Origin of the sequence: Agromyces protaetiae (genome assembly GCF_030866785.1) — a bacterium.
GTDB classification, from domain to species: Bacteria; Actinomycetota; Actinomycetes; order Actinomycetales; family Microbacteriaceae; genus Agromyces; species Agromyces silvae.
Map to the genome: position 1 here is coordinate 2875484 of NZ_CP133018.1, position 25970 is coordinate 2901453.

At 71.9% G+C, this 25970-nt stretch carries 26 protein-coding genes, 1 tRNA gene and 1 other RNA gene; 13 read left to right on the forward strand and 15 right to left on the reverse strand.

Annotated features, from left to right (window positions below):
* Positions 1-48: 48 nt before the first annotated feature.
* Positions 49-145, reverse strand: an RNA gene (ffs, locus tag QU602_RS13200) — signal recognition particle sRNA small type.
* 126 nt (positions 146-271) lie between these two features.
* Here ffs and QU602_RS13205 point away from each other — a divergent pair.
* Positions 272-359: transfer RNA gene (locus QU602_RS13205), tRNA-Ser, on the forward strand.
* A 107-nt stretch (positions 360-466) separates the two neighbouring features.
* Here QU602_RS13205 and QU602_RS13210 read toward each other — a convergent pair.
* Positions 467-967 carry a helix-turn-helix domain-containing protein gene (locus QU602_RS13210; protein ID WP_308796928.1) on the reverse strand — a complete coding sequence of 167 codons (501 nt, stop codon included), beginning with the start codon at positions 965-967 and terminating at the stop codon, positions 467-469.
* Between the two features lie 337 nt (positions 968-1304).
* Between QU602_RS13210 and QU602_RS13215 the strand changes: the two genes are divergently transcribed.
* Together QU602_RS13215 and QU602_RS13220 are read left to right on the forward strand one after the other, a co-directional pair.
* The gene (locus QU602_RS13215; RefSeq protein ID WP_308796929.1) at positions 1305-1529 is read left to right on the forward strand and encodes a DUF433 domain-containing protein; all 225 of its coding nucleotides are present in this window, start codon (positions 1305-1307) and stop codon (positions 1527-1529) included.
* Positions 1526-1894, forward strand: coding sequence for a DUF5615 family PIN-like protein (locus QU602_RS13220; protein WP_308796930.1), 369 nt, complete (start codon positions 1526-1528; stop codon positions 1892-1894). Before QU602_RS13215 ends, QU602_RS13220 begins: the two co-directional genes overlap by 4 nt.
* An 11-nt stretch (positions 1895-1905) precedes the next feature.
* Here the strand turns inward: QU602_RS13220 and QU602_RS13225 are convergent, their stop codons facing one another.
* Complete coding sequence (locus tag QU602_RS13225; protein ID WP_308796931.1) at positions 1906-2991, reverse strand: type I restriction endonuclease; 1086 nt, start codon at positions 2989-2991, stop codon at positions 1906-1908.
* A gap of 174 nt (positions 2992-3165) precedes the next feature.
* Here QU602_RS13225 and QU602_RS13230 point away from each other — a divergent pair, with 174 nt between their 5' ends.
* Complete coding sequence (locus QU602_RS13230) at positions 3166-3798, forward strand: hypothetical protein (RefSeq protein ID WP_308796932.1); 633 nt, start codon at positions 3166-3168, stop codon at positions 3796-3798.
* A gap of 101 nt (positions 3799-3899) precedes the next feature.
* Here QU602_RS13230 and QU602_RS13235 read toward each other — a convergent pair whose 3' ends face one another.
* The 6 genes from QU602_RS13235 to QU602_RS13260 form a co-directional block, all read right to left on the reverse strand.
* Positions 3900-4586 (reverse strand): GNAT family N-acetyltransferase, encoded by a 687-nt coding sequence (locus QU602_RS13235; RefSeq protein WP_308796933.1) that lies wholly within the window; start codon positions 4584-4586, stop codon positions 3900-3902.
* Positions 4583-6664 carry a helicase HerA-like domain-containing protein gene (locus QU602_RS13240; protein WP_308796934.1) on the reverse strand — a complete coding sequence of 694 codons (2082 nt, stop codon included), beginning with the start codon at positions 6662-6664 and terminating at the stop codon, positions 4583-4585. Before QU602_RS13240 ends, QU602_RS13235 begins: the two co-directional genes overlap by 4 nt.
* A gap of 186 nt (positions 6665-6850) precedes the next feature.
* Entirely contained in the window at positions 6851-8251 is a 1401-nt protein-coding gene (locus QU602_RS13245; protein ID WP_308796935.1) for a sulfate/molybdate ABC transporter ATP-binding protein, read from the reverse strand.
* The gene (locus tag QU602_RS13250; RefSeq protein ID WP_373692937.1) at positions 8248-9111 is read right to left on the reverse strand and encodes an ABC transporter permease; all 864 of its coding nucleotides are present in this window, start codon (positions 9109-9111) and stop codon (positions 8248-8250) included. The genes QU602_RS13245 and QU602_RS13250 overlap by 4 nt, the downstream gene beginning before the upstream one ends.
* Before the next feature lie 196 nt (positions 9112-9307).
* Positions 9308-10126, reverse strand: coding sequence for a molybdate ABC transporter substrate-binding protein (modA, locus tag QU602_RS13255; RefSeq protein WP_308796937.1), 819 nt, complete (start codon positions 10124-10126; stop codon positions 9308-9310).
* Between the two features lie 44 nt (positions 10127-10170).
* The gene (locus QU602_RS13260; protein WP_308796938.1) at positions 10171-10575 is read right to left on the reverse strand and encodes a TOBE domain-containing protein; all 405 of its coding nucleotides are present in this window, start codon (positions 10573-10575) and stop codon (positions 10171-10173) included.
* 451 nt (positions 10576-11026) lie between these two features.
* On the opposite strand from QU602_RS13260, the gene QU602_RS19145 reads away from it, so the two are divergent.
* The 4 genes from QU602_RS19145 to QU602_RS13285 are packed head-to-tail and all read left to right on the forward strand — an operon-like array spanning position 11027 to position 14644.
* Positions 11027-12622 (forward strand): ThiF family adenylyltransferase, encoded by a 1596-nt coding sequence (locus QU602_RS19145; protein ID WP_373692819.1) that lies wholly within the window; start codon positions 11027-11029, stop codon positions 12620-12622.
* Complete coding sequence (locus QU602_RS13275; protein ID WP_308796939.1) at positions 12619-13920, forward strand: molybdopterin molybdotransferase MoeA; 1302 nt, start codon at positions 12619-12621, stop codon at positions 13918-13920. The genes QU602_RS19145 and QU602_RS13275 overlap by 4 nt, the downstream gene beginning before the upstream one ends.
* A complete protein-coding gene (moaC, locus tag QU602_RS13280; RefSeq protein ID WP_308796940.1) occupies positions 13917-14399 on the forward strand; it encodes a cyclic pyranopterin monophosphate synthase MoaC in 483 nt (160 codons plus the stop codon). The genes QU602_RS13275 and moaC overlap by 4 nt, the downstream gene beginning before the upstream one ends.
* Positions 14396-14644, forward strand: coding sequence for a MoaD/ThiS family protein (locus QU602_RS13285; RefSeq protein WP_308796941.1), 249 nt, complete (start codon positions 14396-14398; stop codon positions 14642-14644). The genes moaC and QU602_RS13285 overlap by 4 nt, the downstream gene beginning before the upstream one ends.
* Before the next feature lie 295 nt (positions 14645-14939).
* Here QU602_RS13285 and moaA read toward each other — a convergent pair whose 3' ends face one another.
* From moaA to QU602_RS13305, 4 genes are all read right to left on the reverse strand, one after another.
* A complete protein-coding gene (gene moaA / locus QU602_RS13290; protein ID WP_373692938.1) occupies positions 14940-15986 on the reverse strand; it encodes a GTP 3',8-cyclase MoaA in 1047 nt (348 codons plus the stop codon).
* Between the two features lie 275 nt (positions 15987-16261).
* Complete coding sequence (locus QU602_RS13295) at positions 16262-16693, reverse strand: molybdenum cofactor biosynthesis protein MoaE (protein WP_308796942.1); 432 nt, start codon at positions 16691-16693, stop codon at positions 16262-16264.
* Positions 16690-17430, reverse strand: a complete 741-nt coding sequence (locus QU602_RS13300; RefSeq protein ID WP_308796943.1) for a MogA/MoaB family molybdenum cofactor biosynthesis protein — start codon at positions 17428-17430, stop codon at positions 16690-16692. The genes QU602_RS13295 and QU602_RS13300 overlap by 4 nt, the downstream gene beginning before the upstream one ends.
* A gap of 170 nt (positions 17431-17600) precedes the next feature.
* Complete coding sequence (locus tag QU602_RS13305) at positions 17601-18062, reverse strand: SRPBCC domain-containing protein (protein ID WP_308796944.1); 462 nt, start codon at positions 18060-18062, stop codon at positions 17601-17603.
* 100 nt (positions 18063-18162) lie between these two features.
* Here QU602_RS13305 and QU602_RS13310 point away from each other — a divergent pair, with 100 nt between their 5' ends.
* Positions 18163-19158 carry a helix-turn-helix domain-containing protein gene (locus QU602_RS13310; protein WP_308796945.1) on the forward strand — a complete coding sequence of 332 codons (996 nt, stop codon included), beginning with the start codon at positions 18163-18165 and terminating at the stop codon, positions 19156-19158.
* Positions 19155-19997: an aminoglycoside phosphotransferase family protein gene (locus QU602_RS13315; protein ID WP_308796946.1), complete on the forward strand. Its 843-nt coding sequence runs from the start codon at positions 19155-19157 to the stop codon at positions 19995-19997. The genes QU602_RS13310 and QU602_RS13315 overlap by 4 nt, the downstream gene beginning before the upstream one ends.
* A gap of 156 nt (positions 19998-20153) precedes the next feature.
* Here the strand turns inward: QU602_RS13315 and QU602_RS13320 are convergent, their stop codons facing one another.
* Entirely contained in the window at positions 20154-21116 is a 963-nt protein-coding gene (locus QU602_RS13320) for a phosphatase PAP2 family protein (protein ID WP_308796947.1), read from the reverse strand.
* A gap of 169 nt (positions 21117-21285) precedes the next feature.
* On the opposite strand from QU602_RS13320, the gene QU602_RS13325 reads away from it, so the two are divergent.
* The 3 genes from QU602_RS13325 (at position 21286) to QU602_RS13335 (ending at position 24227) form a co-directional block, all read left to right on the forward strand.
* Positions 21286-22440: a fatty acid desaturase family protein gene (locus QU602_RS13325; RefSeq protein WP_373692940.1), complete on the forward strand. Its 1155-nt coding sequence runs from the start codon at positions 21286-21288 to the stop codon at positions 22438-22440.
* 109 nt (positions 22441-22549) lie between these two features.
* Complete coding sequence (locus QU602_RS13330) at positions 22550-22753, forward strand: cold-shock protein (RefSeq protein WP_308796948.1); 204 nt, start codon at positions 22550-22552, stop codon at positions 22751-22753.
* Between the two features lie 526 nt (positions 22754-23279).
* A complete protein-coding gene (locus tag QU602_RS13335) occupies positions 23280-24227 on the forward strand; it encodes a hypothetical protein (RefSeq protein ID WP_308796949.1) in 948 nt (315 codons plus the stop codon).
* A 434-nt stretch (positions 24228-24661) separates the two neighbouring features.
* Here QU602_RS13335 and QU602_RS13340 read toward each other — a convergent pair whose 3' ends face one another.
* Positions 24662-25924: a multidrug effflux MFS transporter gene (locus tag QU602_RS13340; RefSeq protein WP_373692941.1), complete on the reverse strand. Its 1263-nt coding sequence runs from the start codon at positions 25922-25924 to the stop codon at positions 24662-24664.
* Positions 25925-25970: the final 46 nt, after the last annotated feature.

Below are 25970 nucleotides of genomic sequence, written 5' to 3' on the forward strand. Positions count from 1 at the left end.
TCCACCCTATTGGCGGGGGCCAGGGCGACGATGGGAATCCCCGGGGAATGGAAAGACCCCTCACGCACCCGCCAGAGCCTGGTTACCCTTGCTTCGTTTCCGACCTAGGGGAGTTGGCCTGGGTGGCGCCACGTGAGGGGCCGTCGTCCAGTGTACCCGCCCGTGCGGGCCATCTTCGAATCGGCGCGGACCTGCGCGTGAACGAATCGCCCGCCGCGGTCCGGTAGCATGTCCTGAGGTCACCGCGTGTGCGAGCACGTGCTGTCCGCCCGGAGGATTCGCCTAGTGGCCTATGGCGCACGCTTGGAAAGCGTGTTGGGTGAAAGCCCTCGGGGGTTCGAATCCCCCATCCTCCGCCATTGTCCTGAGTCGCGACATCGTTGACAAACGGTGTCGCGGCTCGGGATTTTTTTGTGGGTTCAAGTGTGTGCTCGGCTCTGGGTCTTGGGTGGGCTGGGGTGCGGGTTCATCGTCGTGGTGGCTGGTAGTCGCTGCTGGGATCGATGGTGTGTTCGGCGATGATCTCGCCGGTGTCGGCGTTTGAGGTTGTGACGTGGGCGTCGTGGATGAGCATGAGGACGTTGGTCCCGATGTGGGCGCGACCGATGCCGAGGTGTAGGCCGTTGGCATGCAGAATTCGACGGATTGTGGACGTCGATGGGGCGAGAATGCCTTCTTGCTCGAGATGCCAGCCGATCGTGACCGGGCCCGCGTCGGCACCGTCGGCGGTCAGCTCGTGGCGGAGCTGGATGATGCGGGCCCGCACCGGCTCCGGGGTGGTCACCGGTCGCCGCTTCGGTGCCCTGGACTGGGTGCCGACCGCGTCGGGTCCGCCGCGCTGGTAGCGGCTGACGAGAGTATGGACCCATTGCCGGGTCACACCGAACCGGGCGGCGGCCTGCGCGTGGGTCAGGCCCTGCTCGGTGACCGCGCGCACGATCACGAGGTTCTTGTTCTTGCGGCTCATGGCCGCTCATGCTTCCGCCGTCGCAGCTGTCAACGATGTCGCGACTCACCGGTCAACGATCACCCCACCCGGTTCGTCAACGATGCCCCGACTCACCGGTCAACGATCACACGGAAAACCGCCGGCCACCGCTGTCAACGATGTCGTGAGCTCAGACACCCCATCCTCCGCCGTGTGATGTCTCGCGACATGTGTCTCATGTGTCGCGAGACATCTGTCATTTCTGGGGCCAGCGGCGTCGAAGCGGATGACGGTGGGTTGTGATCGTCTGCGATGGCGAGGACGCGTATTCCGACGGATCGGACGACCGAGGCCCCGATTCGGTAGAATTTGCCTCATGATTTCCGACCGGATCTCGGCTGACCCATCGCGTATGGCGGGCGCGCCCACCGTGCGAGATACGCGCGTCACTGTTTCGGCTGTGCTCGGCCAACTCGCCGCGGGGCGAACAATGGAGCAACTGCTCGCGGACTACCCGTATCTGGAGCGCGATGATGTGCTCGCGGTTCTCGCCTTCGCCGCGGAGAACGTGCAGCGCGAGCTGCCCTTCGTAGCCGCATGAAGCTCCTGGTCGACGCGAACCTCTCGCCGACCGTTGCCAACGAACTCCGCGCCGGCGGATTTCATGCGACCCACGTTGGAGACGTGGGGCTGCTCACCGCGCCGGACATCGAAATCTCGGCGTTCGCTGTCAGTATTGGTGCCACCGTCGTTTCAGCGGACAGCGATTTCGCGACACTGCTCGCTCTCAGCGGCGCGATCGCGCCGTCGTTGCTGCTCTTGCGGTCGTCAGATCACCTGGCACCGTCGGAGCAGGCGGCCTTGTTGCTCGCAAATCTGCCCTCGGTGATCGAGGATCTTGAGAACGGCGCGGTCGCGTCGATCGGTCGCGGCCACATCCGCGTCAGGCCACTGCCCGTGAAGTAGCTACGCCCTGGCTACCGGTATCGCACGACCGATTCCCGGATGGCGTCCGCATGCTCATAGATCTGGTCGAGCGATTCGAGCGGATGTCTCGTTTCGACCTTGTCCGCGTCGAGCAACCCGAGGTACTTCTGGCGGGCGTTGAAATGCAGGCGGGCGATCGGCTTTCGGTTGTTGTCATCGAGAAGGACGGCGAAATAGCTCTTCGCATCGCGATGGGTGATGCGCTGCGGCTTGGTCTCGCCGCAGGCAATTGCCTTCACGATCTGATAGCCCTCGAGTTCCACCAGCGTGGTCTCGATTTCCGTGTCTCGGTCGAGATCGCTCTCCGCGGCCGCTTCGCTCGTCACCACCGACGCGTCCTCCATCGGCCGCACTCCTGCGCCAGCTCCAAGCGCCGTCTTGAGGCGGTCGTTCACGCTTTCCGTGAGGAACTGACGCGAGGCTTTCTCGACCAGCCCGGTGAACTGCTCCCGCACGCGCTGCGTAAACGAGCCTTCATATACCCGGGTCGTGAAGAACTTAACCCATTCGTCGCTGGGCGAGCGGAACTGCGATGCGATCTCACGCTTGAGTGCACCGACATACTTGAGCTCTTCGGCCGCATTGATGATCGATTCCAGGTCGAAGCTGTCTTTGCTCAGCTTCTGGACTTCGGGAAGCAACGTCTCGTCGATGTCGAGGAGATCGAGCACGAGGAAGGGCTTCGAGTCCATTCGGTTCGGTGCGTCGAGATCCGTGAAGAACTGCCAGACCGCGCCGTTCGTCAGGGCCGCTATTCGCGCGTTGGTCGTTGAGAAGTATCGAAACAGCTGCGACGCGTGCTCCACCTTCGGAACGCCGGTCGAGGCCTTGCACTCGATCAGGATCTGCACTTCGCCGTCACGCATGATCGCGTAGTCGACCTTCTCGCCTTTCTTAATCCCGACATCTGCGGTGAATTCAGGGACGACCTCCAGCGGGTCGAACACGTCGTACCCGAGGATCGTCGAGATGAACGGCATGACGAACGCATTCTTCGTCGCCTCTTCAGTACCGATCGCGGACGCTTGGTTGCTGACCTTCGTTGCGAGCGCAGTAAATCGATCCTCGAACTCCATCGTTCCCTCTCAGCATCCGGACACGAAACACTCAATTCGAGTGAGACTATCGACGGATTTCCTGGCGGATCGGGATCTTCACACCCCCAGAATGCGGGTCTTCCGGCGCTGTCCCCCTTAATGCCGAATAGCGCTGAACCCCGATGCATCCGCATGATGAGAGGGATGTCAGGGGTGGCGATGCAAGGCGGAAATTGGGGTGCGACGGGTTCCGTCGACCTCTCGGCGACCGAAGACGGCGACGACGGACTCAAGGTCATGACGCTTCGGCCCCGCCGTTCGCTGTTCCGGCGGTTCGCGCTGCAGTCCGCCATCGTGGCTTTGCCGCTGATCGGCATCGCGATGTGGTCCGAGCAGCAGTTCAATCCCGGCACGAGGTGGGCGCTCGCCTGGTCAGTACTGGTCGTCGCGGTACTGGCCGTGTACGTCGTCGTCCGTTACCGCCGCACCGAGATCTCGGTGAGCCCGTACGGACTCGTCGAGCGTGGATTCTTCGGCGGCCTCAACTCCGTCGCAGCCCGCGACGTCGTGTCGATCGTCAGACTGCACACCTACCGGCGCGCAAGCGATGAGACCACCCCGCAGCTGTTCCTCGTCGGCCGCGACGGCCGATGCCTGCTGCGCATGCGCGGCGCATTCTGGGACGACGAGGCCATGGACGCCGTGTCGGCCTCCCTCGGCGTCGAGGAGATCGTCAGGCCCGCGCCGATCACGGTCAGCGAGCTCCGGGCCAGCGACCCCAAACTCCTGTACTGGTTCGAACAGGGCCTGCTCCGCCGCCCGGCCAAGACGTCGAAGGCCGCCTGACCTCACCCCGTGCGAGCCGGCGGAATGCCCCGGGTAACTCGTACCGTGCCGCGCTGACGAACTGAACCGCGCTGCCGCACTCGACCCTCCTGCCGCGCGGCTCAGTGCGTCGCGATGCCCAGCAGCGGAGCATCCGGCCGGCTCGACGGCAGCTCGTGGAAGCCGAGCCGCTCGTAGAACGCCCGCGCACCCAGGTTCGCGGGGTCCATGCCGAGGTGCACCCGCGGGACGCCGCGTGCCGCGAGCGCGTCGAGCAGGGTCGCGATCAGCCGCCGGCCCCATCCGTGCCCCTGCAGCTCGGGCCGCAGATCGATGTGCAGATGTGCGGGGTACGCATCGAGCTCGGCGATGCGCATGCGCTCCGGGTCGCCGCCGTCCGCGACCAGTTGCGCCTCGGTGTACGCGGGGTCAGCGCCGGTCGGCGCGCCCGGTGACGGATGCCTCGCCCGGAACCCGGGCGCCCACTCACGCGCGTACCAGTCGATGAAGGCGGCCGTGTCGGCGATGCCGAGTACGTAGCCGAACACGCGCCCCGCGGCCCCCTCCCCCGGGCGGTCGCGTTCGGCGACGACGAATGCCAGGTCCGGCGCATACTCGACGTACGGCAACGCGAACACCTCGGGCATGAGCGCGTCGTCCGAGTACACCCCGGTCGCGTCGCCGCCACCGGCCGCGGTGATGAGGCAGATCTCCGCGATCTGCGGGCGGTCGCACGGCCGGTACGGCCTGATCTCCAGCGCGGCCGGCACGCCGGACCGCCCCGACGGCGTCGGCACCGCCTCGGTCACCGGCGACGCCTGGTGCCGAAGATGCCCTCGACCACGCCGGTGAGCATGTCACGCGCAGCCTTCGACCCGAGCACCTGTTCGAGCATCGACCCCGAGCCGCCGCCCTTCGCCGCGCCGGTCGAGCGGCTCCGCGAACCCGAGCGCGACGTCCCGCCCGTGCGCTTCATGATCCGGTCGTACTCGGCCTGCGCCTGTTTGGCCGCCTTCGCCTCCTGCGCCCGCATCGCCTCCTGCTGCTTCGCGTACTCGGCGTCAGCTCTCGCGCGCGCCGCGGCCTCGTCGGCCGCCTGCGCCGCCTCGGCGGCCGCGTTCATGCGTGCCGTCAGCAGCTCATGCGCCGATTCCCGGTCGACGGCCGCCCCGTACTTCGCCTGCAGCGGTGACGCCGCGACGACGGCGTCGATCGAGGCATCCGGAGCCGGCGCCATGCTGCCCTGAGGCGCCCGCAGCCGGGTCCACGCGACCGGGCTCGGCGCGCCCTTCTCGTTCATCACCGTGACGACCGCCTCGCCCGTGCCGAGCGAGGTGAGCACCTGCTCGAGGTCGTACGCCGACGTCGGGTAGGTCGACACCGTCGCGCGCAGCGCCTTCGCGTCGTCGGGGGTGAACGCGCGCAGCTGGTGCTGCACGCGCGAGCCGAGCTGGGCGAGCACGTCGGCCGGCAGGTCCTTCGGGGTCTGCGTCACGAAGAACACGCCGACCCCCTTCGAGCGGATGAGCCGCACGGTCTGCACGACCTGCGTGAGGAAGTCCTTCGACGCGTCGGCGAACAGCAGGTGCGCCTCGTCGAAGAAGAACACGAGCTTGGGCCGGTCGAGGTCGCCGACCTCGGGCAGGTCGTTGAAGAGGTCGGCGAGCAGCCACATGAGGAACGTCGAGTACAGCGCCGGCTGGTCAGCCACGCCCGGCACCTCGAGCAGGCTCACGACGCCGTGCCCGTCGGACGCGACGCGCAGGAACTCGGCCGTGTCGATCTCGGGCTCGCCGAAGAAGGCGTCGGCGCCGGCCTCGGCGAACACGACGAGCTCGCGCAGGATGACGCCGACGGTCGCCTTCGACAGGCCGCCGATGCCATCGAGCTCGCCCTTGCCCTCGTCGCTCGTGAGGTACTGCAGCACGGAGCGCAGGTCGGCGAGATCGAGCAGCGCGAGCCCCTGCGACTCGGCGTAGTGGAACACGAGCGCGAGGCTGGACTCCTGCGTGTCGTTGAGCCCGAGGACCTTGCTGAGCAGCAGCGGCCCGAACCCCGCGACGGTCGCCCGGATCGGCACGCCTCGCCCGCGGCCGCCGAGCGAGAAGAACTCGACCGGGAAGCTCGCGGGCGTCCACGTCTGCCCGATGCCCGCCGTGCGGCCCAGCAGCTTCTCACTCGACGCGCCCGGCTCGGCGATACCCGACAGGTCGCCCTTGATGTCGGCCGCGAAGACGGCGACGCCGGCCGCGGAGAGCTGCTCGGCGAGCAGCTGCAAGGTGCGCGTCTTGCCGGTGCCCGTCGCGCCCGCGACGAGTCCGTGCCGGTTCGTCATCGCGATCGGGATGCGCACGGGCACGCCCGGCAGCGGGTCGCCGTTGACGAGCGCGCCGAGTTCGAGCGCCGGGCCGTCAAAGAGGTACCCCGCCCGGATCGCGTCGACCGCGCCCTGGTCGAGCGGGCCGGGCGTCGCGGTCGAATCGCCCGGCACCGGCGCATCGAGCGAGACGGTCGCCTGGCCGGGCGCGGATGCCTCGGGCTGGACGGATGCCTCGGGCTGGACGGATGCCTCGGGCTGGACGGATGACTGGCGCGGGGCGGATGCCTCGGGCTGGACGGATGACTGGCGCGGGGCGGACGCCCCGGGCTGCGCTGACGCCTCAGGCTGAGCGGATTCCTCGGGCTCGGCGGCGGCCGAGGCATCCGCTGCGCTCGACTGAGCCGCCCCGTGCTCAGCAGCGACCTGCGCGTCGAGTGCGGCCTGCGCGAGCGCCGCCGCAGCTTCGGCCTTGCGGATGGCTTCTTGAGCCTGCACCTGCAGCGCTTCAGCCGCGGCTGCCGCCGCCTCCGCCGCCGCCTTCGCCTGCTGGACCGCGTCGTCAGACATGCGCCGATCCTATCCACGTGCCTGTTCCCACGGCAGGGCGCTGCCACGACCGCCGCGCGGGCCGCCCTACCCACCGCGACGCGTTGGAGGTCGAATTGCGTGTTGGAGGTCGCGCAGGACCGACCTCCAACGCGGAATTCGAACTCCAACGTGATGGCCGGGCGGTCGGGAGGCCGTCACAGCGTGTCAGTCCAGCGAGTGCAGGCCGACCTCGGACGCCTTGACCGCGAGCCAGACGCGGTCGCCCTCGCGGAGGCCGAGGTCGGCGAGCGCGGCGGCAGTGACCTCGGCCGCGAGGGGCGGCGCGGCGAATCGGAGACGTGCACCGCCTGGGGCGGGTTCGATCGTCACGATGCGGTCGCTCCAGATGTTGCGCAGGCTCGTCCCCTCGGGGCGGCTCGTCGCGACGATGACCGATGAGGGGCGGAACACGGCCGCGGCTCGCACCCCATCGACGAGCGGCATGGAGCGGGAGTCGGGAGGCACCGCGTCGGCCCCACCACCCGCACCGGCACCGCCACCGGCACCGGCACCGCCCGACGTCTCGTCGGGCAGCGACCCACCGGGCACCACCCCGATCGGGATCGCCGCTCGGTCGGCCGCAGGACCCGCGGCGCCCGCGAACGCGTGCTCCCCCACCACGATCTGTCCGTCTCTGGCGACGCCGACGATGAGGTTCACCCCGGCGAGCGCCGCGACGAACGGGGTGCGTGGAGCCTGCAGCACCCGCGCGGTCGGGCCGGTCTCGACGATGCGGCCGCGGTCGACCACGGCGATGCGGTCAGCGAGCCCGACGGCATCGAGCACCTCGTGGCTGACGAGCACGGCCGACGTTCCGGTCGCGCGCAACTGCTCGCGCAGCAGTCGCCGGATCCCGGGAGCGACCTCGACGTCGAGCGAGGCGAGCGGTTCGTCGAGCAGGAGCACCGCGGGGCGTGCGGCGAGCGCCCGAGCGATCGCGACGCGCTGCTGCTGCCCGCCCGAGAGCTCCCGCGGGCGCCGGTCACCGAGGCCGGCGAGGCCGACTCGGGCGAGCCACGCGTCGGCCTGCGAACGGGCGCGAGCCCGAGGCATCCGCTCACCGTATCGACCGAATGCCGGACCGAACGCGACATTGTCACGCGCGCTGAGATGCGGGAACAGTCTCGGATCCTGGCCGAGCAGCCCGATCCCTCGCCGGGCGGTCGGCACGCTGAGCCCCCGCGAGGCGTGACCGCGACGGCCGGCCCGCGAACGGTCGCTTGTCTTGGCGGCGTCGTCCGTGCGCTTGCCGGGGATACGCACGTGCTCGCTCGCGCCGCGTGCGCTCTCGCCACCCGCGTCGCCCGCGCCGGCCGCGCGGAAGAGGGCTCGGCCGTCGAGCTCGAGGTGCCCACCGGTCGGAAGGAGCAGACCGGCGAGGCATTCGAGCAGGGTGGACTTCCCGGCACCGTTCGGCCCGAGCACGGCAAGCACCTCACCGGGTTCGAGCGACAGCACGAACTCGAACTCGAGGCTGCCGCGGCGGCCGTGAAGGTGCGCGTCGAGGCGCCCGGCTGCCGCAGCGGACCGGCCAAGGCTGCGCGGCTCACCGGCGACGCCGCTCACCGGCTCGCCCCCGGTCGCCAGCCGCGGAGCAGCACGAGGATCGCGAGCGCAGCGGCGAGCAGCATGAGCGACAGCGCGACGGCCTCACCCTGGCTCACGCCGGCCCCGTTGAAGGCGGTGTAGATCGCGAGCGGCATGGTGCGCGTCGTACCGGCGGCATTGCCCGCGAAGAGCGCCGTCGCGCCGAACTCGCCCATCGCCCGCGCGAAACAGAGCACGGTGCCGGCGACGAGTCCGGGTACGGCGAGGGGCAGCGTGATGCGGAAGAACACCGTCATCGGGCCCGCGCCGAGGGTCGCGGCGACGCGCTCCTCGGCGGTGCCCGTCGCGCGAAGCGCGCCCTCCACCGCGAGGACCAGGAACGGCAGCGCGACGAAGCACTGCGCGATCACGACGGCGGCGGTCGTGAACGGCAGACGGATGCCCCAGGCCTCGAGCGTTCCGCCGAGCAGGCCCGTTCGGCCGAACAGGGACAGTAGTGCGATGCCGCCGACCATGGGCGGCAGCACGAGCGGGACGGTCACGAGCGCGCGCAGTACGCCCGCGAGTCGTGCGGACGCGCGGGCCAGCACGAGCGCGAGCGGCACGCCGATGGCGAGGCACACCGCGGTCGCGGCGGAGGCCGTGAGGAGGGAGAGGCGCAGCGCGGCGAGCGCTTCCGGCGACGTGAGGTCGGCGGGCAACGTCGCCCAATCGACGCGGGCGATGAGCCCGGCAAGCGGCAGCACGAGCAGGGCGATCCCGGCGATCGCGGGAATCCAGAACAGTGCGGGGATCGAGGCCGCGGGCCGGGCGCTCTCGGTCCGGGCGCTCTCGGTCCGCGGCGCGCGGCCCCGCTCGCGCGGCCGCCGGCCGGTCATGGTCGGCACGCCGGTCGCCTCGCCCTCGGCGGCCGCCTCGTCGTCGGTCGAGTCGCGACCGCCAGCGAGCACATCGAGACCCGGCGACCCGACCCTGAGGACCGGCTCCCGGGTCTCGATACGCGTGCTCCTTCGGCGCTCGCTCCTCGACCAGCGACGGATGCACCGGGCGCACCGGCCGGGGCGGACGAGCCGGTCATGGCCCCGAGAACCCGAACTCGGCCAGCACCGCCTGGCCCTCCGCGCCGAGCACGAACCTGACGAAGGCGTCGGCGGCCTCGGGGTCGGCCGCGGTGCCGACCGGGGCGATCGGGTACCGGTTGACGACCGCGGGCACAGACGACGTGTCGATCTCTTCGACGGTGCCGTCGGCGCGCACGAGATCGCTGCGGTAGACCACGCCCGCGTCGGCCTCGCCCAGCTGCAGCTTCGTGAGCACGGCGGTCACGTTCTGCTCCTCGCTCACCGGGGTGACGTCGACGCCAGCGGCGGTCAGCAGGTCGTCGGCCGCGCGCCCGCAGGGCACCTCGGGAGCGCACACGATGAAGCGCACGCCGGGTGAGGCGACCGCCGCGAGATCGGCGATGCCTGCGGGATTCCCCGCCGGGACCGCGAGCACCGCGGCGTTCTGGGCGAAGATCTGCGGCGACGCCGCGAGGAGTCCCTCGTCGGCGACGGCCGCCATGGTGACCTCATCGGCGGTCGCGAACACGTCGGCTGGCGCGCCCTCGACGATCTGGGTCGCGAGCACGCTCGACGCATCGGCCACGATCGGTGCGACGTCGATCGACGGATACACCGCTTCGAACCGGGTCGCGAGCTCCTCGAACGCGTCCGTGAGCGAGGCCGCGGCGTACACGGTGAGCGTGGTGGTGGGCGCGGCATTCGACGAGACATCCGCGTCGTTCTGGCCGCCGTTGCCGCCGCCCGGAACGCACGCCGTGAGCGCGAGCGCCGCGAGCGCGGCGAGGCCCGCGAGGCTGACCGCGCGGCCTGAACCGCCGCGGAGGCGCATCCGATCGTGTCCCGTCGCCGGGAGGATTCTTGGAGCGCTTCGGATCATGCGCGTGCCCCGGGGGTTTCGACGATCACCGTGGTGGCCTTCACGACGGCGACGGCGAGCGAACCGACCTCGAGCGCGAGGTCGTCGACAGCCTCAGCCGACATGAGCGAGACCACGCGGTGCGGGCCGGCCTGGATGTCGACCTGCGCCATGATGCCGTCGCGCTGCACGCGCGTGACGAGCCCGACGAAGCGATTGCGCGCGCTGCGAGCGACGCTCGAGGGGTCCTCGGCGGCGTCGGCGAGCTCGACGGAGCGCCGGGCGGCGTCCGCGCCGTCGACGACGAGCCGACCGCTCTCGTCGTGTGTGGCGGCCAGCGATCCGCCGTCGATCCAGCGACGCACGGTGTCGTCGCTCACGCCGAGGAGGCGCGCGATCTCTGAGATCCGATACTGCGGCATGGATTGCAGCATAGCGCCGCATCTGCGGAGATGTGAGGCATCCGTCGTCGGAATCGAACCCGCGTGATGCTCCCGCGCCCGCGCCGAGCCCGCGTCCGACCCCAGTCCGCGCCAGCCCGTGCCCGGCCCAGCCCACGCCCGGCCCAGCCCACGCCCGCGGCCGCGGCCGCGCCCGCGGCCGCGCCGTTCCCGCACACACCCCTCCCCCTTGCTCAGGAAGATCCGGGCGACACGCCGCTCCGGAGACCCCGACACGCCGGGAACGCGTCCGTTCTTCCTGAGCACGGCGGAGGACGAGCGCGACGGCCGGGCCCCCGCGGGGGCGACAGAGCCGGCGAACCGGGGCCGGAGCCGGTGAAACGGGGCGCGCACACGCCCGTGCACGGCCTGGGCTGCGCGAGGCGACGCGAGGTCAGCAGCACGCGCACCCGTGCGGGGCTAGCGTGGGAGCATGAGTCTTCCGCCCCTCGTGACGCCCGCCGCGGCGCTGCCCGAGACCGAGCGCGGGCGCACCGACCGGCAGCGACGCCTGCCCGAGATCGGCGACCTCGGCCAGCGCCGCCTCGCGGCCGCACGCGTCGTCGTCCTGGGCGCCGGAGGCTTGGGTGCCCCGGCCCTCACCTATCTCGCCGCGGCCGGCGTCGGCACCATCGGCATCGTCGACGACGACGTGGTCGAGCTGTCCAACCTGCATCGGCAGCCCGTGCACGGGACCGCCGACCTCGGCCGGCCGAAGGTCGACAGTGCCGCCGAGGCCCTCGCCGCGCTCGCGCCGGACGCGGTCGTGCGTCGCCACCCGGTGCGCCTCGCCCCGGACAACGCCGCCGAGATCCTCGCCGGCTACGACCTCGTCGTCGACGGCACCGACACGTTCGAGACCCGCTATCTCGTCGACGACGTATGTGCCGAACTCGGGCTGCCGCTCGTCTGGGCAACGGTGCTGCGGTTCGACGCGCAGCTCTCGGTCTTCTGGGCGACGCCGCCGGTCGGCGAAGGGGTGCGCCTGCGCACGCTGTTCCCGACGCCGCCAGCGCAGGGCGAGGTGCCCTCGTGCGCCGAGGCCGGTGTGCTCGGCGCGCTCTGCGGACAGGTCGGCGCGATGATGGCGCAGGAGGCGGTGAAGCTCATCACGGGCATCGGCGAGCCGCTGCTCGGCCGTGTCCTCGTGATCGACGCGCTCCGCGCGCGCCAGCGCGAGATCCCGCTGCGCGCCGACGCGCCTGCTGCGTCGGATGCCTCGCGCGCAACGGATGCCTCGGACGCGACGGATGCCTCGGACTGGTCGGATGCCTCGGACTGGCCGGATGCCTCGGCAGCGGCCGACCCGCGTGCGACGCCCGACCGTCCTGGGTCGGACCGCATGCGCCGCCCGCTGCGCCACTTCGGCAGCGCTGCGCCATCTCAGCTGGCGCAACCCCGCAGAACTGGCGCAACGGCGACGCACGAGCCTGGCACCGAGCAGGACGCGGACGAGCCGGGCGACCTCGCCGGCCACGCAGACACCGACGACCATACGACGGCTCCGCGCCACTTCGGCAGCCCTGCGCCATCACAGCTGGCACAACCCCGCAGAACTGGCGCAACGGCGACGCACGAGCCTGGCACCGAGCAGGACGCGGACGAGCCGGGCGCGAACGCTGATCCCGCCGCGGCGATCTCGTGGATCGACGTCGTGACGCTGCGGGAGCGGCTCCGCCGCCGGCAAGCCGGGACCGACCGGTTCACGCTGGTCGACGTGCGTGAGCCGGACGAATACGGGGCCGGCGCGATCCCGGGTTCGGTGCTGCTCCCGCTCGGCGAGGTGCTGCGCGACCCGGCCGGCGTCCGCGCCGAACTCGCGGCAGCGGGCGCGGCCGACGCCGACACCGACGCCGACGCCGCGATCGTCGTGCACTGCCAGACCGACCGCCGGTCGGAGCGTGCCGCCCTCGCCCTCGCCCGTATCGGCGAGCCGGTCACCGTGGTCCGGGGCGGCTACCTCGCCTGGTCCGACCTGGAGCCCGTCGCCGCGGATCCCGCGGGCATCAGCGAAGCGGAACCCTCATGACCAGCGCACCGATCGAGGTCGAAGCCCACCTCGCCGAGGTCCTCGCCGCGGTGCGGCCGCTCGCGCCGGTGCGCGTTCCGCTGGCGAACGCGCTCGGCCGCGTGCTCGCGGCCGATGTCGTCGCCGACACACGGGTCCCCGCGGTCGACAACTCCTCGATGGACGGCTACGCCGTCCGCCGGGCCGACGTCGCCGAAGCGTCCGCACACGCCCCGGCCGACCTCCTCGTCGTCGCCGAGGTCGCGGCCGGCAGCCCGCTGGATCCGACGCTCGCGCCAGGGCAGGCGGCTCGCATCATGACGGGCGCGCCGGTCCCGAGCGATGCCGACGCGGTCGTGCCCGTCGAAGACACCGCCGAATACCGGTCGGGCGACGGGTGGGTCACGTCGGGCGCACGAGTCCGCGTGACGACGGCTCCCGCGGCCGGCGCCTTCGTACGGCGGGCCGGCAGCGATCTCACGCCGGGCTCGATCGTGCTCGCCGCGGGCGCCCGGCTCACGCCGTACCGTGTCGGTGCGGCCGCCGCCGCGGGCGTCGGCGCGGTCGACGTCTTCCCGGCACCGCGCGTCGCGGTGATCGCGACCGGCGACGAACTGGTCGAACCGGGCGTGCCGACCCGTCGCGGCCAGCTCGCCGACTCGAACTCGGCTCTGCTGCGCGGCGTCGTGTCGGACGCAGGCGGTGAGCTCGTCGCGGCCATCCGCGTCGGCGACGACCCGGCCGAGTTCCTCACCGCACTCGACGAGCTCACGAGCCCGGCCGGCCCGCCCGGCCCGCCCGGCACGACGGGCGCGACGGCCGCCGCAGCCGCCCCCGACGTCATCATCTGCACCGGCGGGGTGAGCGTCGGTGCGCATGACGTGGTGAAGGCCGCGCTCGCGCCGGGCGGTCGCGTCGCGTTCCGCCGGGTGAGCATGCAACCAGGCAAGCCGCAGGCCTTCGGCCGCCTCGAGTCCGGCGCCCTCTGCTTCGGGCTCCCGGGCAACCCGGTGAGCGTCGCGGTGTCGTTCGAGGTGTTCGTCCGCCCTGCGTTGCAGGCGATGCAGGGCCTCGAGCCTGCCGGCCCGCCGCGCACGGAGGCGATCGCCGCCACGGGCTGGCGCACGCCCCCTGGCCGGCGCCAGTACATGCCCATCGTCTTCGACGGCGACGGCCGCATCCGGCCCGCGACCGCCGGCGGGTCGGGTTCGCACCTCGCGGGCGGGCTCGCGCGCGCCGAGGGATTCGCGATCGTGCCGGCGGATACCGACGAGGTTCGCGCCGGCGAGTCGCTCCCTGTCATGCTGGTCGCATCATGAGCGAGCAGGCGCACCCCTTCACCCATCTGGATGCGCGGGGCCACGCCCGCATGGTCGACGTCACGGCGAAGACGCCGACGGTGCGCACCGCGACCGCCGAGGGGCTCGTGCGCTGCCCGGCCGCGGTCGTCGCCGCGCTGCGCGACGGAACGGTGCCGAAGGGCGATGTGCTCGCGGTCGCCCGTATCGCGGGCATCCAGGCGGCGAAGCGCTGCGCCGAGCTGTTGCCGCTCGCGCACGTGATCGGCGTGCACGCGGCATCCGTCGACCTCGAGGTGACCGACGAGGGCGTCCGCATCGGCGCGACGGTCGGCACCGCCGACCGCACGGGCGTCGAGATGGAGGCGTTCACGGCCGTGAGCGTCGCGGCCCTCGCGGTCGTCGACATGGTCAAGGGCATCGACAAGGATGTCTCGATCGAGGGCGTGCGGCTGGTCTCGAAATCCGGCGGGAAGTCGGGCGATTGGGTTCGGGGGTGAGCGGCGTGGTCACGGTTCGGTACTTCGCGGGCGCGGCCGAGGCCGCCGGCCGTGAAGAGGAGCTCATCGAGGCATCCGATCTCGGAAGCCTGCGTGACGCGATCACGAGGCGGCACGGCGACGCGCTCGCGCGCGTGCTCGGCCGATGCAGCCTGCTCGTCGACGGACGGCGGGCGGATGCCCCGGGCACGCCGCTGCCCGCGGGCGCGACCATCGACGTGCTGCCCCCGTTCGCGGGCGGCTGAGCCGCGCGGCCGGTCCTGCCCCGCTGTCCGTCTTCGCCCGCCGTCCGTCCTCGCCCGCCCGTCCTCGCCCGCCCGTCCTCGCCCGCGGTCCGTCCTCGCCCGCCCGTCCTCGCCCGCTGCCGGCCCTCGCCCCGTGAGGACGCCATTCGGGCGGCCCACCCTGCGAGGACCCTATTCGTGCACTCTGACGGCGTTCGATCGCCAAAAGGCGTCCTCACGCGGAATCCGACCGGCGGGCGGCGAGCGGCCACGGGCCCCGAGCAACAGGCAGCGGGCAGCGGGTACGGCTGCCGGCTCAGCCGCCGATGGCGCTCATCGGGCGGTCGGGCTGCAGGAAGCCCTCGTCGTCGATGCCGTGCCCGGCGCGCTTGCCGGTGATGCAGCGTCGCATGAGCTCGGCGATCGCGTCGTCGTCGGCGTCGCCGCGCAGCAGCGCGAGCAGGTCGGACTCCTCGCGCGCGAACAGGCAGTTGCGCAGCTGGCCGTCGGCCGTCAGGCGCACCCGGTCGCACGCGCCGCAGAACGGCGCCGTGACCGATGCGATCACGCCGACGGTCGCGGGTCCGTCGTCGACGAGGAACCGCTCGGCCGGCGCGGCACCGCGCTCGCCGATCGGCGTGAGCCGGAACGCCGCGGACAGCCGCTTGAGGATCTCCTCGCCGCGCACCATCTCGACGCGCGACCACACGTGACCCGCGTCGAGCGGCATCTGCTCGATGAACCGCAGTTCGGCACCGCGCGCGACCGCGAACCGCAGCAGGTCGACGAGCTCGTCGTCGTTCACGCCGCGCATCGGCACGGCGTTGAGCTTGATCGGGTCGAACCCGGCCGTGCGCGCCGCGTCGATGCCGTCGAGCACATCGTCGAGCCGGTCGCGGCGGGTGAGCTCGGCGAACCGCTCGGGCCGGAGCGTGTCGATGCTGATGTTCACGCGCGCGAGCCCCGCCGCCGCGAGCTCGCCCGCGAGCTGCGGCAGGCGGAGCGCGTTCGTCGTCATCGACACCTCGAGCGGCCCCTGCTCGCCCTCGATGCGGGCCATGCGCCGCACGACGTCGACGACGTCCGGTCGCAGCAGCGGCTCGCCGCCGGTCAGCCGCACCTCGGTGATGCCGAGCGACGCGGCCACCCGCGCGACGCGTTCGAGCTCGTCGGTGGTGAGGATGTTGCCCTTCGCGAGCCAGGGCACGCCCTCGGCGGGCATACAGTAGGTGCAGCGCAGCGAGCATCGGTCGGTCAGCGAGATGCGCAGGTCACGGTGCACCCGGCCGAACCGGTCCACGAGTGCCCCGCGGTGCGGGACCCGCTTGGAGGCGGAGTCCAAGCTCGGACTGGAGCGGAGGATGGAGGCGGGATCTTCGAGCGGTCGCTCGGCGGGCCGTTCGGAGAGCGTGACCGGCACGCGGCCCGGCGCTGCGTGGTGCGCTGCGTGAGTGGGGAGATGCTCGGTGCCAGCGGGCCCGGTGCCGATCAGCGGCGCCGCGGGCGCCGCGTGCACGGGCTCTACGTGCACGGGCTCTGCGCGCACGGGCGCCGCGTGCACGGGCTCCGCGCGCACGGGCTCTCCAGGCGCCGCTTCATCAGGCGCGGGCGCCGAGGTCGAGGGCAGGCGCCGGGCGCTCACGAGAGCCCGACCCAGGTCGCGTCGCCGTCGGCGGTGTGCTGACGTTTCCAGATCGGCAGCTCTGCCTTGATCGCCTCGACGAGGGCGCGGCAGCGGTCGAACGCATCGGCGCGGTGCGCGGTGGACACCGCGCAGACGAGTGCGAGGTCGCCGACGCCGAGCCGGCCGACGCGGTGGCTCACGGCGACGCGCGCGCCGTCGGTCGCGAAACGCGTGGCGAGCTCCTCGAGGATGCGGCCGGCATCGGGATGCGCCTGGTACTCGAGCAGGATGACCCGACCTCCGGCCGCGGGGTCGTGATCGCGCACGACGCCGACGAAGTTCGCGATCGCCCCCGCGTGCGGATCCGAGACCGCCGCGAGATGGGAGGCGAGGTCGAGCGGCTCCGCGGAGACCGCGCTGCTGACCGGGGCGTCGGGAACGGTCATCGTGCCGCCGACCCATCCTCCGCGTGCGGATGCTCGCCCATGCTCCCGCCCGCGTCAGGTTGGTCGCCCGCGTGCGGATGCTCCCCGCCTCGCGGGTGGTCGCCGCCGGTCCGGTGGTCTGCCTCCTCGGGGCGGGGCGCGTGCCCATGGACGGGCGCGCGCCCACCGACGTGACGATCGTGCCGGGCAGCGTCGGAGTCGCGATCACCGTCGTGGCCGGCGCCGTGGCCGGGATCGTGGTCGCCGCCGTCGAGTTGGGCGATCGCGTGCCGGGCGACGGGCAGCACGACCTCGATCCCGTCGCGGGCACCGCCGGGCGATCCGGGCAGGTTCACGATGAGCACGCCGCCCGTGCCGGGCTGATCGGCGACGCCCGCGAGGCCGCGCGACAGTACCGCGGTCGGCACATGTTCGGCGCCCGTTCGTCGCAACGCCTCGGCGATGCCGGGCAGCTCGTGCGCGAGCACCTGCCGCGTTCCCTCGGGCGTGCGATCGTGCGGCCCGATGCCCGTGCCGCCGCTCGTGAGGATGAGTCGCGCCCCGGCGGCGATCTCGGCGCGGAGCGCCGCCTCGACCGAGTCGGCGCCGTCGGGCACGATCCGCGCGCCCCCGAGCTCATACCCGTCGGCACGGAGCCGCTCGACGAGCACAGGGCCGACCGCGTCGGCACGCTCGCCGCGCGCGCTGCGGTCGGACACGATCACGACCGCGGCACGGAGCACCGACTCGGGCTGCATGCCCCAAGCGTAGTTGGTGCGTCCGTCGGCGCACCGACCACCCACCGGCGCTGCGAGTCGTCGGGAGGATCGGCCGACACGCCGGCTCAGCGACGGCCGGGCCGGCGTGTCGGCGAACGGTCCCGACGACTCGCACCGAGGGCCCGTCAGCCCGGGACGGCGAGGGCCCGTCAGCCCGGGACGGGCAGCGCGCGGCCGGTCTCGACGAACGACTTGAAGCTCGACAGCACGTGCGGCCAGGTCTCGGCGGTCGCCGTCTGCGCGGGATGCGCCGGGCTCCACTCGTCGTTCGTGAACGTGACCCGCGTGAGCCCCTCCCCGGCCGACTCGATCCGCCAGGTCATCCGGCTCGTCAGCTCGGCGTGGTTCTCCCGGTAGGTCGGGCCGGGATGCTCCGTGAGCTGCAACAGCCCCGGAGCATCCGCCTGGAGCACCTCGCCGTAGACATGCACCGTCTCATCGCCGTCCTGCCCGGGTCCGACGTACTCGTAGCGCTCGCCCGGCGCCAGTGTGCCGCGCAGGACGCTGCCGAACATGACGGCGCGGCTGCCCGCGGCGCCGGTGATCGCGTCCCAGACCTGCTGCGGCGTGCCGGCGATGTAGATGGTCATCTCGAAGTCGTTCTCGCGCATGGAACCGACGCTACGGATGCCTCGATCGAGCATCTTGCACGAACACGACATGCCCGCCACCCCCGGACGGCGTGCCCCGGGGCCGAGGATACTGGGAGGAATGGACGACTTCTGGCGCTCGCGGGCGGGCCTGCCGGCCAGCCGGGGCGTGCTCGCCGCGCAGCCGGGCGATCCGGCGCTCGCGACGGCGCCGCCGGGCGCGACTCCCTCGCCCGACGCACCGATCCGGATGACCCGCCTGCCACCCTCGGCGAAGCTCGCCGAACTGGTGCGGCACTACTGGATCCCGCGCTGGCGGCTGCCTGCGGGCCACTCCGTGACGCAGCGGGTCCTCGAGTACCCGTCGGCGAACCTCGTCGTCGAGGGCGGAGCCGTCGCGGTGCACGGGCCGTCGATCGGGCTCGGCAGGCGCACGCTGACCGGCGAAGGACGCGCCTTCGGCGTCCTGCTCCAGCCGGGCACGGCGAACGCACTGCTCGGTGCCGACGCGCGCAGCCTGGTCGGGCGTGCGCTGCCGCTCCGCGAATCCCCCAGACACGCGCACCCACCGGCGGTCGTCGCCGTCGCCGCGATGCACGACGCCGTCCAACGCGAACTCCAGCACGACGACTCCGGCGCCGACCTGCGTGCCGTGACCGTGTTCGAGCACTGGCTGACCGGGCTCGATCTCACGCTCGACGACGATGCGCGATTCGTGCGCGAGCTCGTTACACGTGCCGAGGAGGACCGCACGATCGTGCGCGTCCAGCAGCTCGCCTCGCTCGCGGGCGTGGGCGTACGGCAGCTCGAGCGCATCGTGCGCGAACAGCTGGGTCTGACACCGAAGTGGCTGATCCGCCGGTATCGGTTGCAGGAGGCCGCCGAGCGACTCGCGGCATCCGACCGCCCATCGCTCGCCGGGCTCGCGACCGAACTCGGCTACGCCGACCAGGCGCATTTCACGCGTGAGTTCGCCGCCGTCATCGGCGTGCCGCCCGGGCGCTACGTGCGCGAGGCCGGCGCGCGGACCGCGGCGATGGGCTCTGGCCCAGCGGATGCCTCGGGCGCACCGGATGCCGCGGGCGCACCGGATGCCGCGTCGGGAGGCCACTCGTGAGCGATCTCGGTCCCGTCTCCCCCGGCCATGCCGCCGACGCGGCGTGGCTCAGGCGGTGGCGGCTGCGCCCCGACGGTGACCTCACGACCACGGCATCGAGCATCCTCATGCCCGTGCTGACCCGCGGCGGCGCGCCCGCGATGCTGAAGATCGCGCACAGCGAAGAGGAGGAACGCGGCGTCGGCCTGCTCACCGCGCTCGACGGGCACGGCGCCGCACGCGTGCTGCGGCACGACCGCGATGCGGTGCTGCTCGAGCGTGCGACGGGCGACCGCGACCTGGTCGACATGGTCCGCGACGGCGACGACGACGGTGCGACGCGCATCATCTGCGAGACGGCCGCGCAGATCCACGCCGCCTCACCCGAGGTGTTCGCCGCGGCACCTCCACTCATCGACCTGCGCACCTGGTTCCGGCTGCTGTTCGAGCAGGCCGACGACCACGGCACGCTGCACCGCCGCGGCGCCGACATCGCGGGCGAGCTGCTCGACGACGCGCGCGAGCCCGTCGCGCTGCACGGCGACCTGCACCACGGCAACGTGCTCGACTTCGGCGATCGCGGCTGGCTCGCCATCGACCCCAAGGGGCTCGTCGGCGAAGCCGGCTTCGACTTCGCCAACCTGCTGTGCAACCCGTCGCACGAACGTGCGCTCATGCCGGGGCGGCTCGAGCGTCAGTTCGGCGTCGTGGTCGAGGCATCCGGCCTGGAACGCGCGCGCCTCGCGCGCTGGCTCGTCGCCTGGTGCGCCCTCTCGTCGATCTGGTTCGCGATCGACGACGACCCGGCACACGCGGAGTCCGCCGCCGCGATCGGCGAGCGAGCGCTCGGACTCGCCTGACGCTGCCGCACCCGCGCACCGGCACCCGCGCACCGGCACCCGCCCAACCGCACCCGCGCACCGGCGCGCCGCGTTCGTCCGGCCCGGCGCCGGCGTGGCGCGAACTCGTGCCGCCGACCAGCGACGGGCCGGGGAAGACGGGCCGGGGAAGAACGGCTAGCGCGGCCGCGCCGGCGGCGTGATGTGCGCCTGGGCGCGCGCGGCGTTGAGCTTCGAGATCCGTGCCGTCCAGGCGAGCCGTTCACGCTCGAGCGGGCCCGCGAACAGGGCCCAGACGAGCAGCGCGACGCCCGCACCGATGAGGAGCCCGCCGACGGTGTCGGTGAACCAGTGCGCCCCGAGATACGTGCGGCTGATCGCCATCAGGATCGTGTACGCGGCGCCCGCGATCCACACCCCGACGCGCGGCACGATCACGCCGAGGGCGACCGCGATCGTCGCGGCGTTCGCGACATGCCCCGACGGGAACGAGCCGAAGTCCGAGACGACCATGATGTCCTCGGGGCGGGCCCGGCCGAACAGGTGCTTCAGCAGCTGGACGACGCCCGCGCTCGCGGCCGACGCGACGATGAAGTACAGCGCGCCCCACGGCCGCCGGCAGACGAGCAGCACGATCGCGATGCCGATCGGTACGAGGAACACCCCCATCACGCCCCCGCCGAGCGCATTCATGCCGTACGCGAACAGGTCGCCCACCGGGCCGCGCAGGGACAGGACCTCCTCGGCCCACTCCTCGTCCATCTCGAGCAGCTCGCCGATGCGCAGCACGATGACGAGCCCGAGCAGCGCCGCGATGACGAGTGATGAGAGGCCGACGATGAGCGGGACGCGACGGCGCATCGTGTGCACCCGGCGCTCGACCTGTGCGTGCGGCGGGGTCACGTCGACGCGCGGCGCCTCGACGTCGTCGTGCTCGCCCGACGTGCCCTCGGCGGTCGCGTCGGGCGCGGCGGGCGCGTCGGGCGAGAGCTGAGCGGATGCCTCGGTCGAGGCATCCGTCCCGTCCGAGGCATCCGTCCCGTCCGAGGCATCCGTCCCGTCCGAGGCATCCGTCCCGTCCGAGGCATCCGTCTCGCGCGAGGCGTCCGTCGTCTGGTCGTCGTCGTGAACCGGCGTCATCCGCCCACCGTAGCGACCGGCCGCCGGCCGTCGCGGCCGCTTGACACTGCGATCGGCGCCGATGTCAACTCCCAGCTCCTCAACATGCTGGACCCGTAGACTGGGCTCATCTTCAGCGGGCGGTCGCCCGTGTGACACCGGCTGGGAAGTCGTCAACAGGCCGGATCTCATCATCCCCTTCTCCGTCGCCGGAGCCGCCGGCACCTCGAGTCCCACTGTCCCTTCCGACCGGGCGGTCCTTCCGGAACGGCTCGGCGCCGTCCGGGCGACCCGACCGAAGTCCGACGGGCCGAACCCGACGCAGAGCTACACCGCGCTGTCGCGCGTCGTGCGCGAATCGGGCCTCCTGCGCCGCGAGCGCGGGTTCTACATCGCCCTCTTCTCAGGGCTCGTGCTGGCGCTGGCGGGCACGATCGCCGGCATGATCCTGCTCGGCGACAGCTGGTTCCAGCTGCTCATGGCCGCGGCGCTCGGCATCATCTTCACGCAGTTCGCGTTCCTCGCGCACGAGGCGTCGCACCGCGCGGTCTTCGCGTCGGGGCCGGCCAACGACAAGGCCGGTCGCCTGCTCGCGACCTCCATCGGCATGAGCTACGCGTGGTGGATGAACAAGCACACGCGGCACCACGCGAACCCGAACCGCGTCGGCAAAGACCCCGACATCGAGTTCGACACGATCTCGTTCACCGAGGAGTCGGCGGCCGAGCAGCGCGGCGTCATCGCGTGGATCACGCGACGCCAGGGCTACCTGTTCTTCCCGCTGCTGATGTTCGAGGGCGTGAACCTGCACTACATCAGCATCCGCACGCTGTTCGCGAAGCGCCGCATCGAAGGCCGGGCGCTCGAGCTCTCGGTGATCGCGGCCCGCTTCGCGGTGTACCTCGGGCTGGTGTTCTGGATCATGCCGTTCGGCATGGCCTGCGCATTCCTGGGCGTGCAGCTCGCCGTGTTCGGCGTCTACATGGGCGCGTCGTTCGCACCGAACCACAAGGGCATGCCGATCGTGCCGGCCGACGCGAAGCTCGACTTCTTCAGCAAGCAGGTGCTCACCTCGCGGAACATCTCGGGCGGGATCTGGGCGAACGCGCTCATGGGCGGGCTGAACTACCAGATCGAGCACCACCTGTTCCCGAGCATGGCGCGCCCCCACCTCGCGAAGGCCCGCCAGATCGTACGCGAACACTGCCGCACCACCGGGACCCCGTACACGGAGACGACGCTCGTGCGGTCGTACGGCATCGTCATCCGGTATCTCAACCGGGTCGGCCTCGCCGCGCGCGACCCGTTCGACTGCCCCATGGTCCAACGCTTCCGCCGGGTATGACCGACCCCACATGCGTCTCTCCGGCGGCTCCCGCCGGAGAGCGGCACGCGCACCAGCGCGTGAACGGCCCCGCACCTTGCGGGGTCGAAGAACACGAAGGAAACACCACATGACTACCGGAACCGTCAAATGGTTCAACGCCGACAAGGGCTTCGGCTTCATCGCCCCCGACGACGGCACTGCCGACGTCTTCGCGCACTTCAGCGCGATCACCACGGGCGGCTACCGCAGCCTCGAAGAGAACCAGCGCGTCGAGTTCGACACCGAGCAGGGCCAGAAGGGCCTGCAGGCGGCGAACATCCGACTCGTCTGATCTGCTGACTCCCGCGGGCGGCTCCCACCGGAGCGGTCCGCGCAGCACGAAGGCCGGCCCATCGGGCCGGCCTTCGTCGCGTCCGCCGCCCACTCCGTCCCTCGCCCCGCACGTTCCCGCCCCCATTCGCTTGCTCAGGAATCCCGAGGCCCGGGTCGGCGTGTCGGTACCCGACACGCCGACCGCCCGCCCACTCTTCCTGAGCAAGGAGCGATGCGACTTTGAGCGAGAGACTGCCGACGCTGAGCGGATGCCTCGCGGCCGGTGCGTCGCCCGGCCTCGGTTCGGGCGGTCGGATCACGCGTCCCGCGCATACCCGCCACGCCGGCCGATTCCCTTGCTCAGGAATTCCGGCGCCACGCTCGGCGCGTCAGCGCCCGACACGCCGACGCAGGCGATGGCATTCCTGAGCACGGCGGCCAGGGGTCAGCCGCGCGCCCCCTCCACACCCCGAAACGGATGCCTCGGAGTGCACAGATTCGCGAAAGCCCGCCGCGTCTCCGCGCCGCGACGAGAGGCTCGACGGGTGAGCGACGACCTGCGATTCGTGATGAGCCTCGTCGGTGAGGTGGCCCACATCGACACCTTGCGGCGCTTCGGCTTGCCGGACGCGGTGTGGCGCAGTGCCGTGCGGGATGGCCGGATCCGCCGACTCCGACGCGGTTGGTACGCGTCGCCCGCCGCGGATCGCGACCAGTGCCACGCCGTGCGTGTGCATGCCCGCATCGGCTGCGTCTCGGCATTGGCGAGGTTCGGTGTCTGGTCCGGCGAGACGTCCGCGCTCCACCTGCAGGTCGCTCGACACGCCGCGCGTCTGCGCCCGGAGGCACCCCCGGAGCGAAACGAGGCGAGCCAGGTCTGGCACCCCAAGGTCCCCGACCGGCTCCGCCGAGAGCTCCGCGTGTCGACGCGTTCGTCGCCGGTGGTGCACTGGCGTAACGACGCCGACCCCGTCAACGCTCTGGACTGGCTGGTCTCTGCACGCTCAGCGCTCACGGAGGCAATCCGCTGTCTCGACGCCGAGCATGCCCAAGCGGCCGTCGATTCGATGATCGCCGAACGGGTGCTCAGCCGGCGCGAGGTCGACCGCATCGTCGCGGCCGCCCCGAGCCGTGCCGGCGTTCGGGTCGACGAGTTCTGCAGCCTCCTCGAATCGGGCGCGGAATCGCTGTTCGTCCGACGACTCCTGCGGGCCGGCTATGTCGTGCGACCGCAGTTCGAGCTCGCGGGGCACGGCCGCTTCGACGGAATGATCGAGGGCTGCGTGCTCTATGAGGTCGACGGGTGGGCGCATCATCGCTCCCACGAACGGTTCTACGGGGACCGCGACCGCACGCTGGTCGCGCAGTCGTTCGGCGTGCCCGTGATTCGGGTGTCTGCGCAGCACGTCCTCCGTGATTGGCCGACGGTGGCGGCCGCCGTCGCGCGTACCGTCGCCGACGCCCGCGCCGTGCGCGCCACCCGTTCACGCTGACACGGCCCGGCCCCTCCCTCGCGACACGCCTCGTCGTGCCCGCGATTGCATCGTGTCGCTCTCGAATGCGTCGTGTTCCTTGCTCAGGAATCGCGGGGGCATCGGCGGCGTGTCGGCGGACGACACGCCGCACGCACGCCGGATCTTCCTGAGCAACGAATCAGGGCGCGGGCGAGGCGCAGCCGGCACGGCCTTCGGCACGGAACCAACTGCGCGCTTCCTTGCTCAGGAAACGCGGGGGCATCGGCGGCGTGTCGGCGGACGACACGCCGCACGCGCGCCGGATCTTCCTGAGCACGAGACTCGGGCGAGCGCGCGGCGGCTGAGCGGCGAGTGGCAGTCACGGCGAGCGGATGCCTCGTGGCCCGCGCAGCACGAAGGCCGGCCCCGTCGGGGGCCGGCCTTCGTCGGGTCCGCCGGGCGTCTCGCGGTACTCAGTCGGTGAGCGGCGGCACCGAGCGCGGACGCACGAGCGCCCACAGGGCGGTGATCGCGACGATCGACGCGAGCACCTGGACGAACGCCATGGGCACGGCGCTGCCGACGCCGAGCATGCCGATGAGCGGCGAGATCACGCCGGCCAGGCCGAAGTTCATCGCACCGAGCAGCGACGCGGCGGTGCCGGCCTCGGCGCCGTGGTGCGCGAGCGCGAGCACCTGCACAGCCGGGAACGAGAACCCGCACGCGAGGATGTAGAACCACAGCGGGATCGCGGTGCCCCAGAACCCGGCGCCCGACGAGTCGAGCAGCATGATGGTCACGGCCATGGCCAGGTGCACGAGCGTGGTCGCCGCGAGGATCCACTGCGGCGGCACCGGGCCGCGCATGAGCCGCGAACTGGTCTGCACGCCGATGATGACGCCGACCGAGTTCACCGCGAACAGGATGCCGTACTCTTGCGCGCTGAACGCGTACACCTCCTGGAACAGGAACGACGACGTCGACAGGTAGCCGAACAGCCCGGTGAACGTCATGCCGCCGACGATCGCGGCGCCGAGGTACACGCGGTCGCGGAACAGTGCCCGATAGCGGTCGCGCATGGTCGAGTGGCCGGCGACGTGCCGCTTCGAGGCCGGCAGGGTCTCGACGATGAACAGCGTGACGGCGACGACGACGACCAGGCCGTAGGCGCCGAGCACCCAGAACACGCCGCGCCAGTCCATGATGCCGAGCAGCTGCGAGCCGATCACGGGCGCGAGCACGGGCGCGAGGCCGTTGACCAGCGCGAGGCGCGAGAGCATGCGTACGAGCGGCTTGCCGCCGAACAGGTCGCGCACCATGGCCATCGCCACGACACCGCCAGCGGCCGCGCCGAAGCCCTGCAGCAGACGGAACACGAGGAGCCAGGTGATGTCGGGCGCGAACACGACGCCGACGGACGCGGCGATGTGCAGGATGGTCGACAGAATGAGCGGCAGCTTGCGGCCGACCTTGTCGCTCCAGGGGCCGACGATGAGCTGGCCCAGGCCGAACCCGATCATGGTCCCCGTGAGGGTCAGCTGCACCGCCGAGGCGGAGACGCCGAGGTCGTCCTGCAGTGCGGGGAACGCCGGCAGGTAGAGGTCGATCGTGAACGGCCCCAGCGCGGTCAGCGCGCCGAGCACGAGCACGTAGACGAGTCGCTGCCTGCGGCTGAGCGCGTCGCCCGGGTGCGCGGGCACGACCGGGGTCGAGCGGGTGTCGTCGGGACGGATGATCGGGATGGAGCTGGTGATGGACACGAGGATTTCCTGTTGCGAGGGC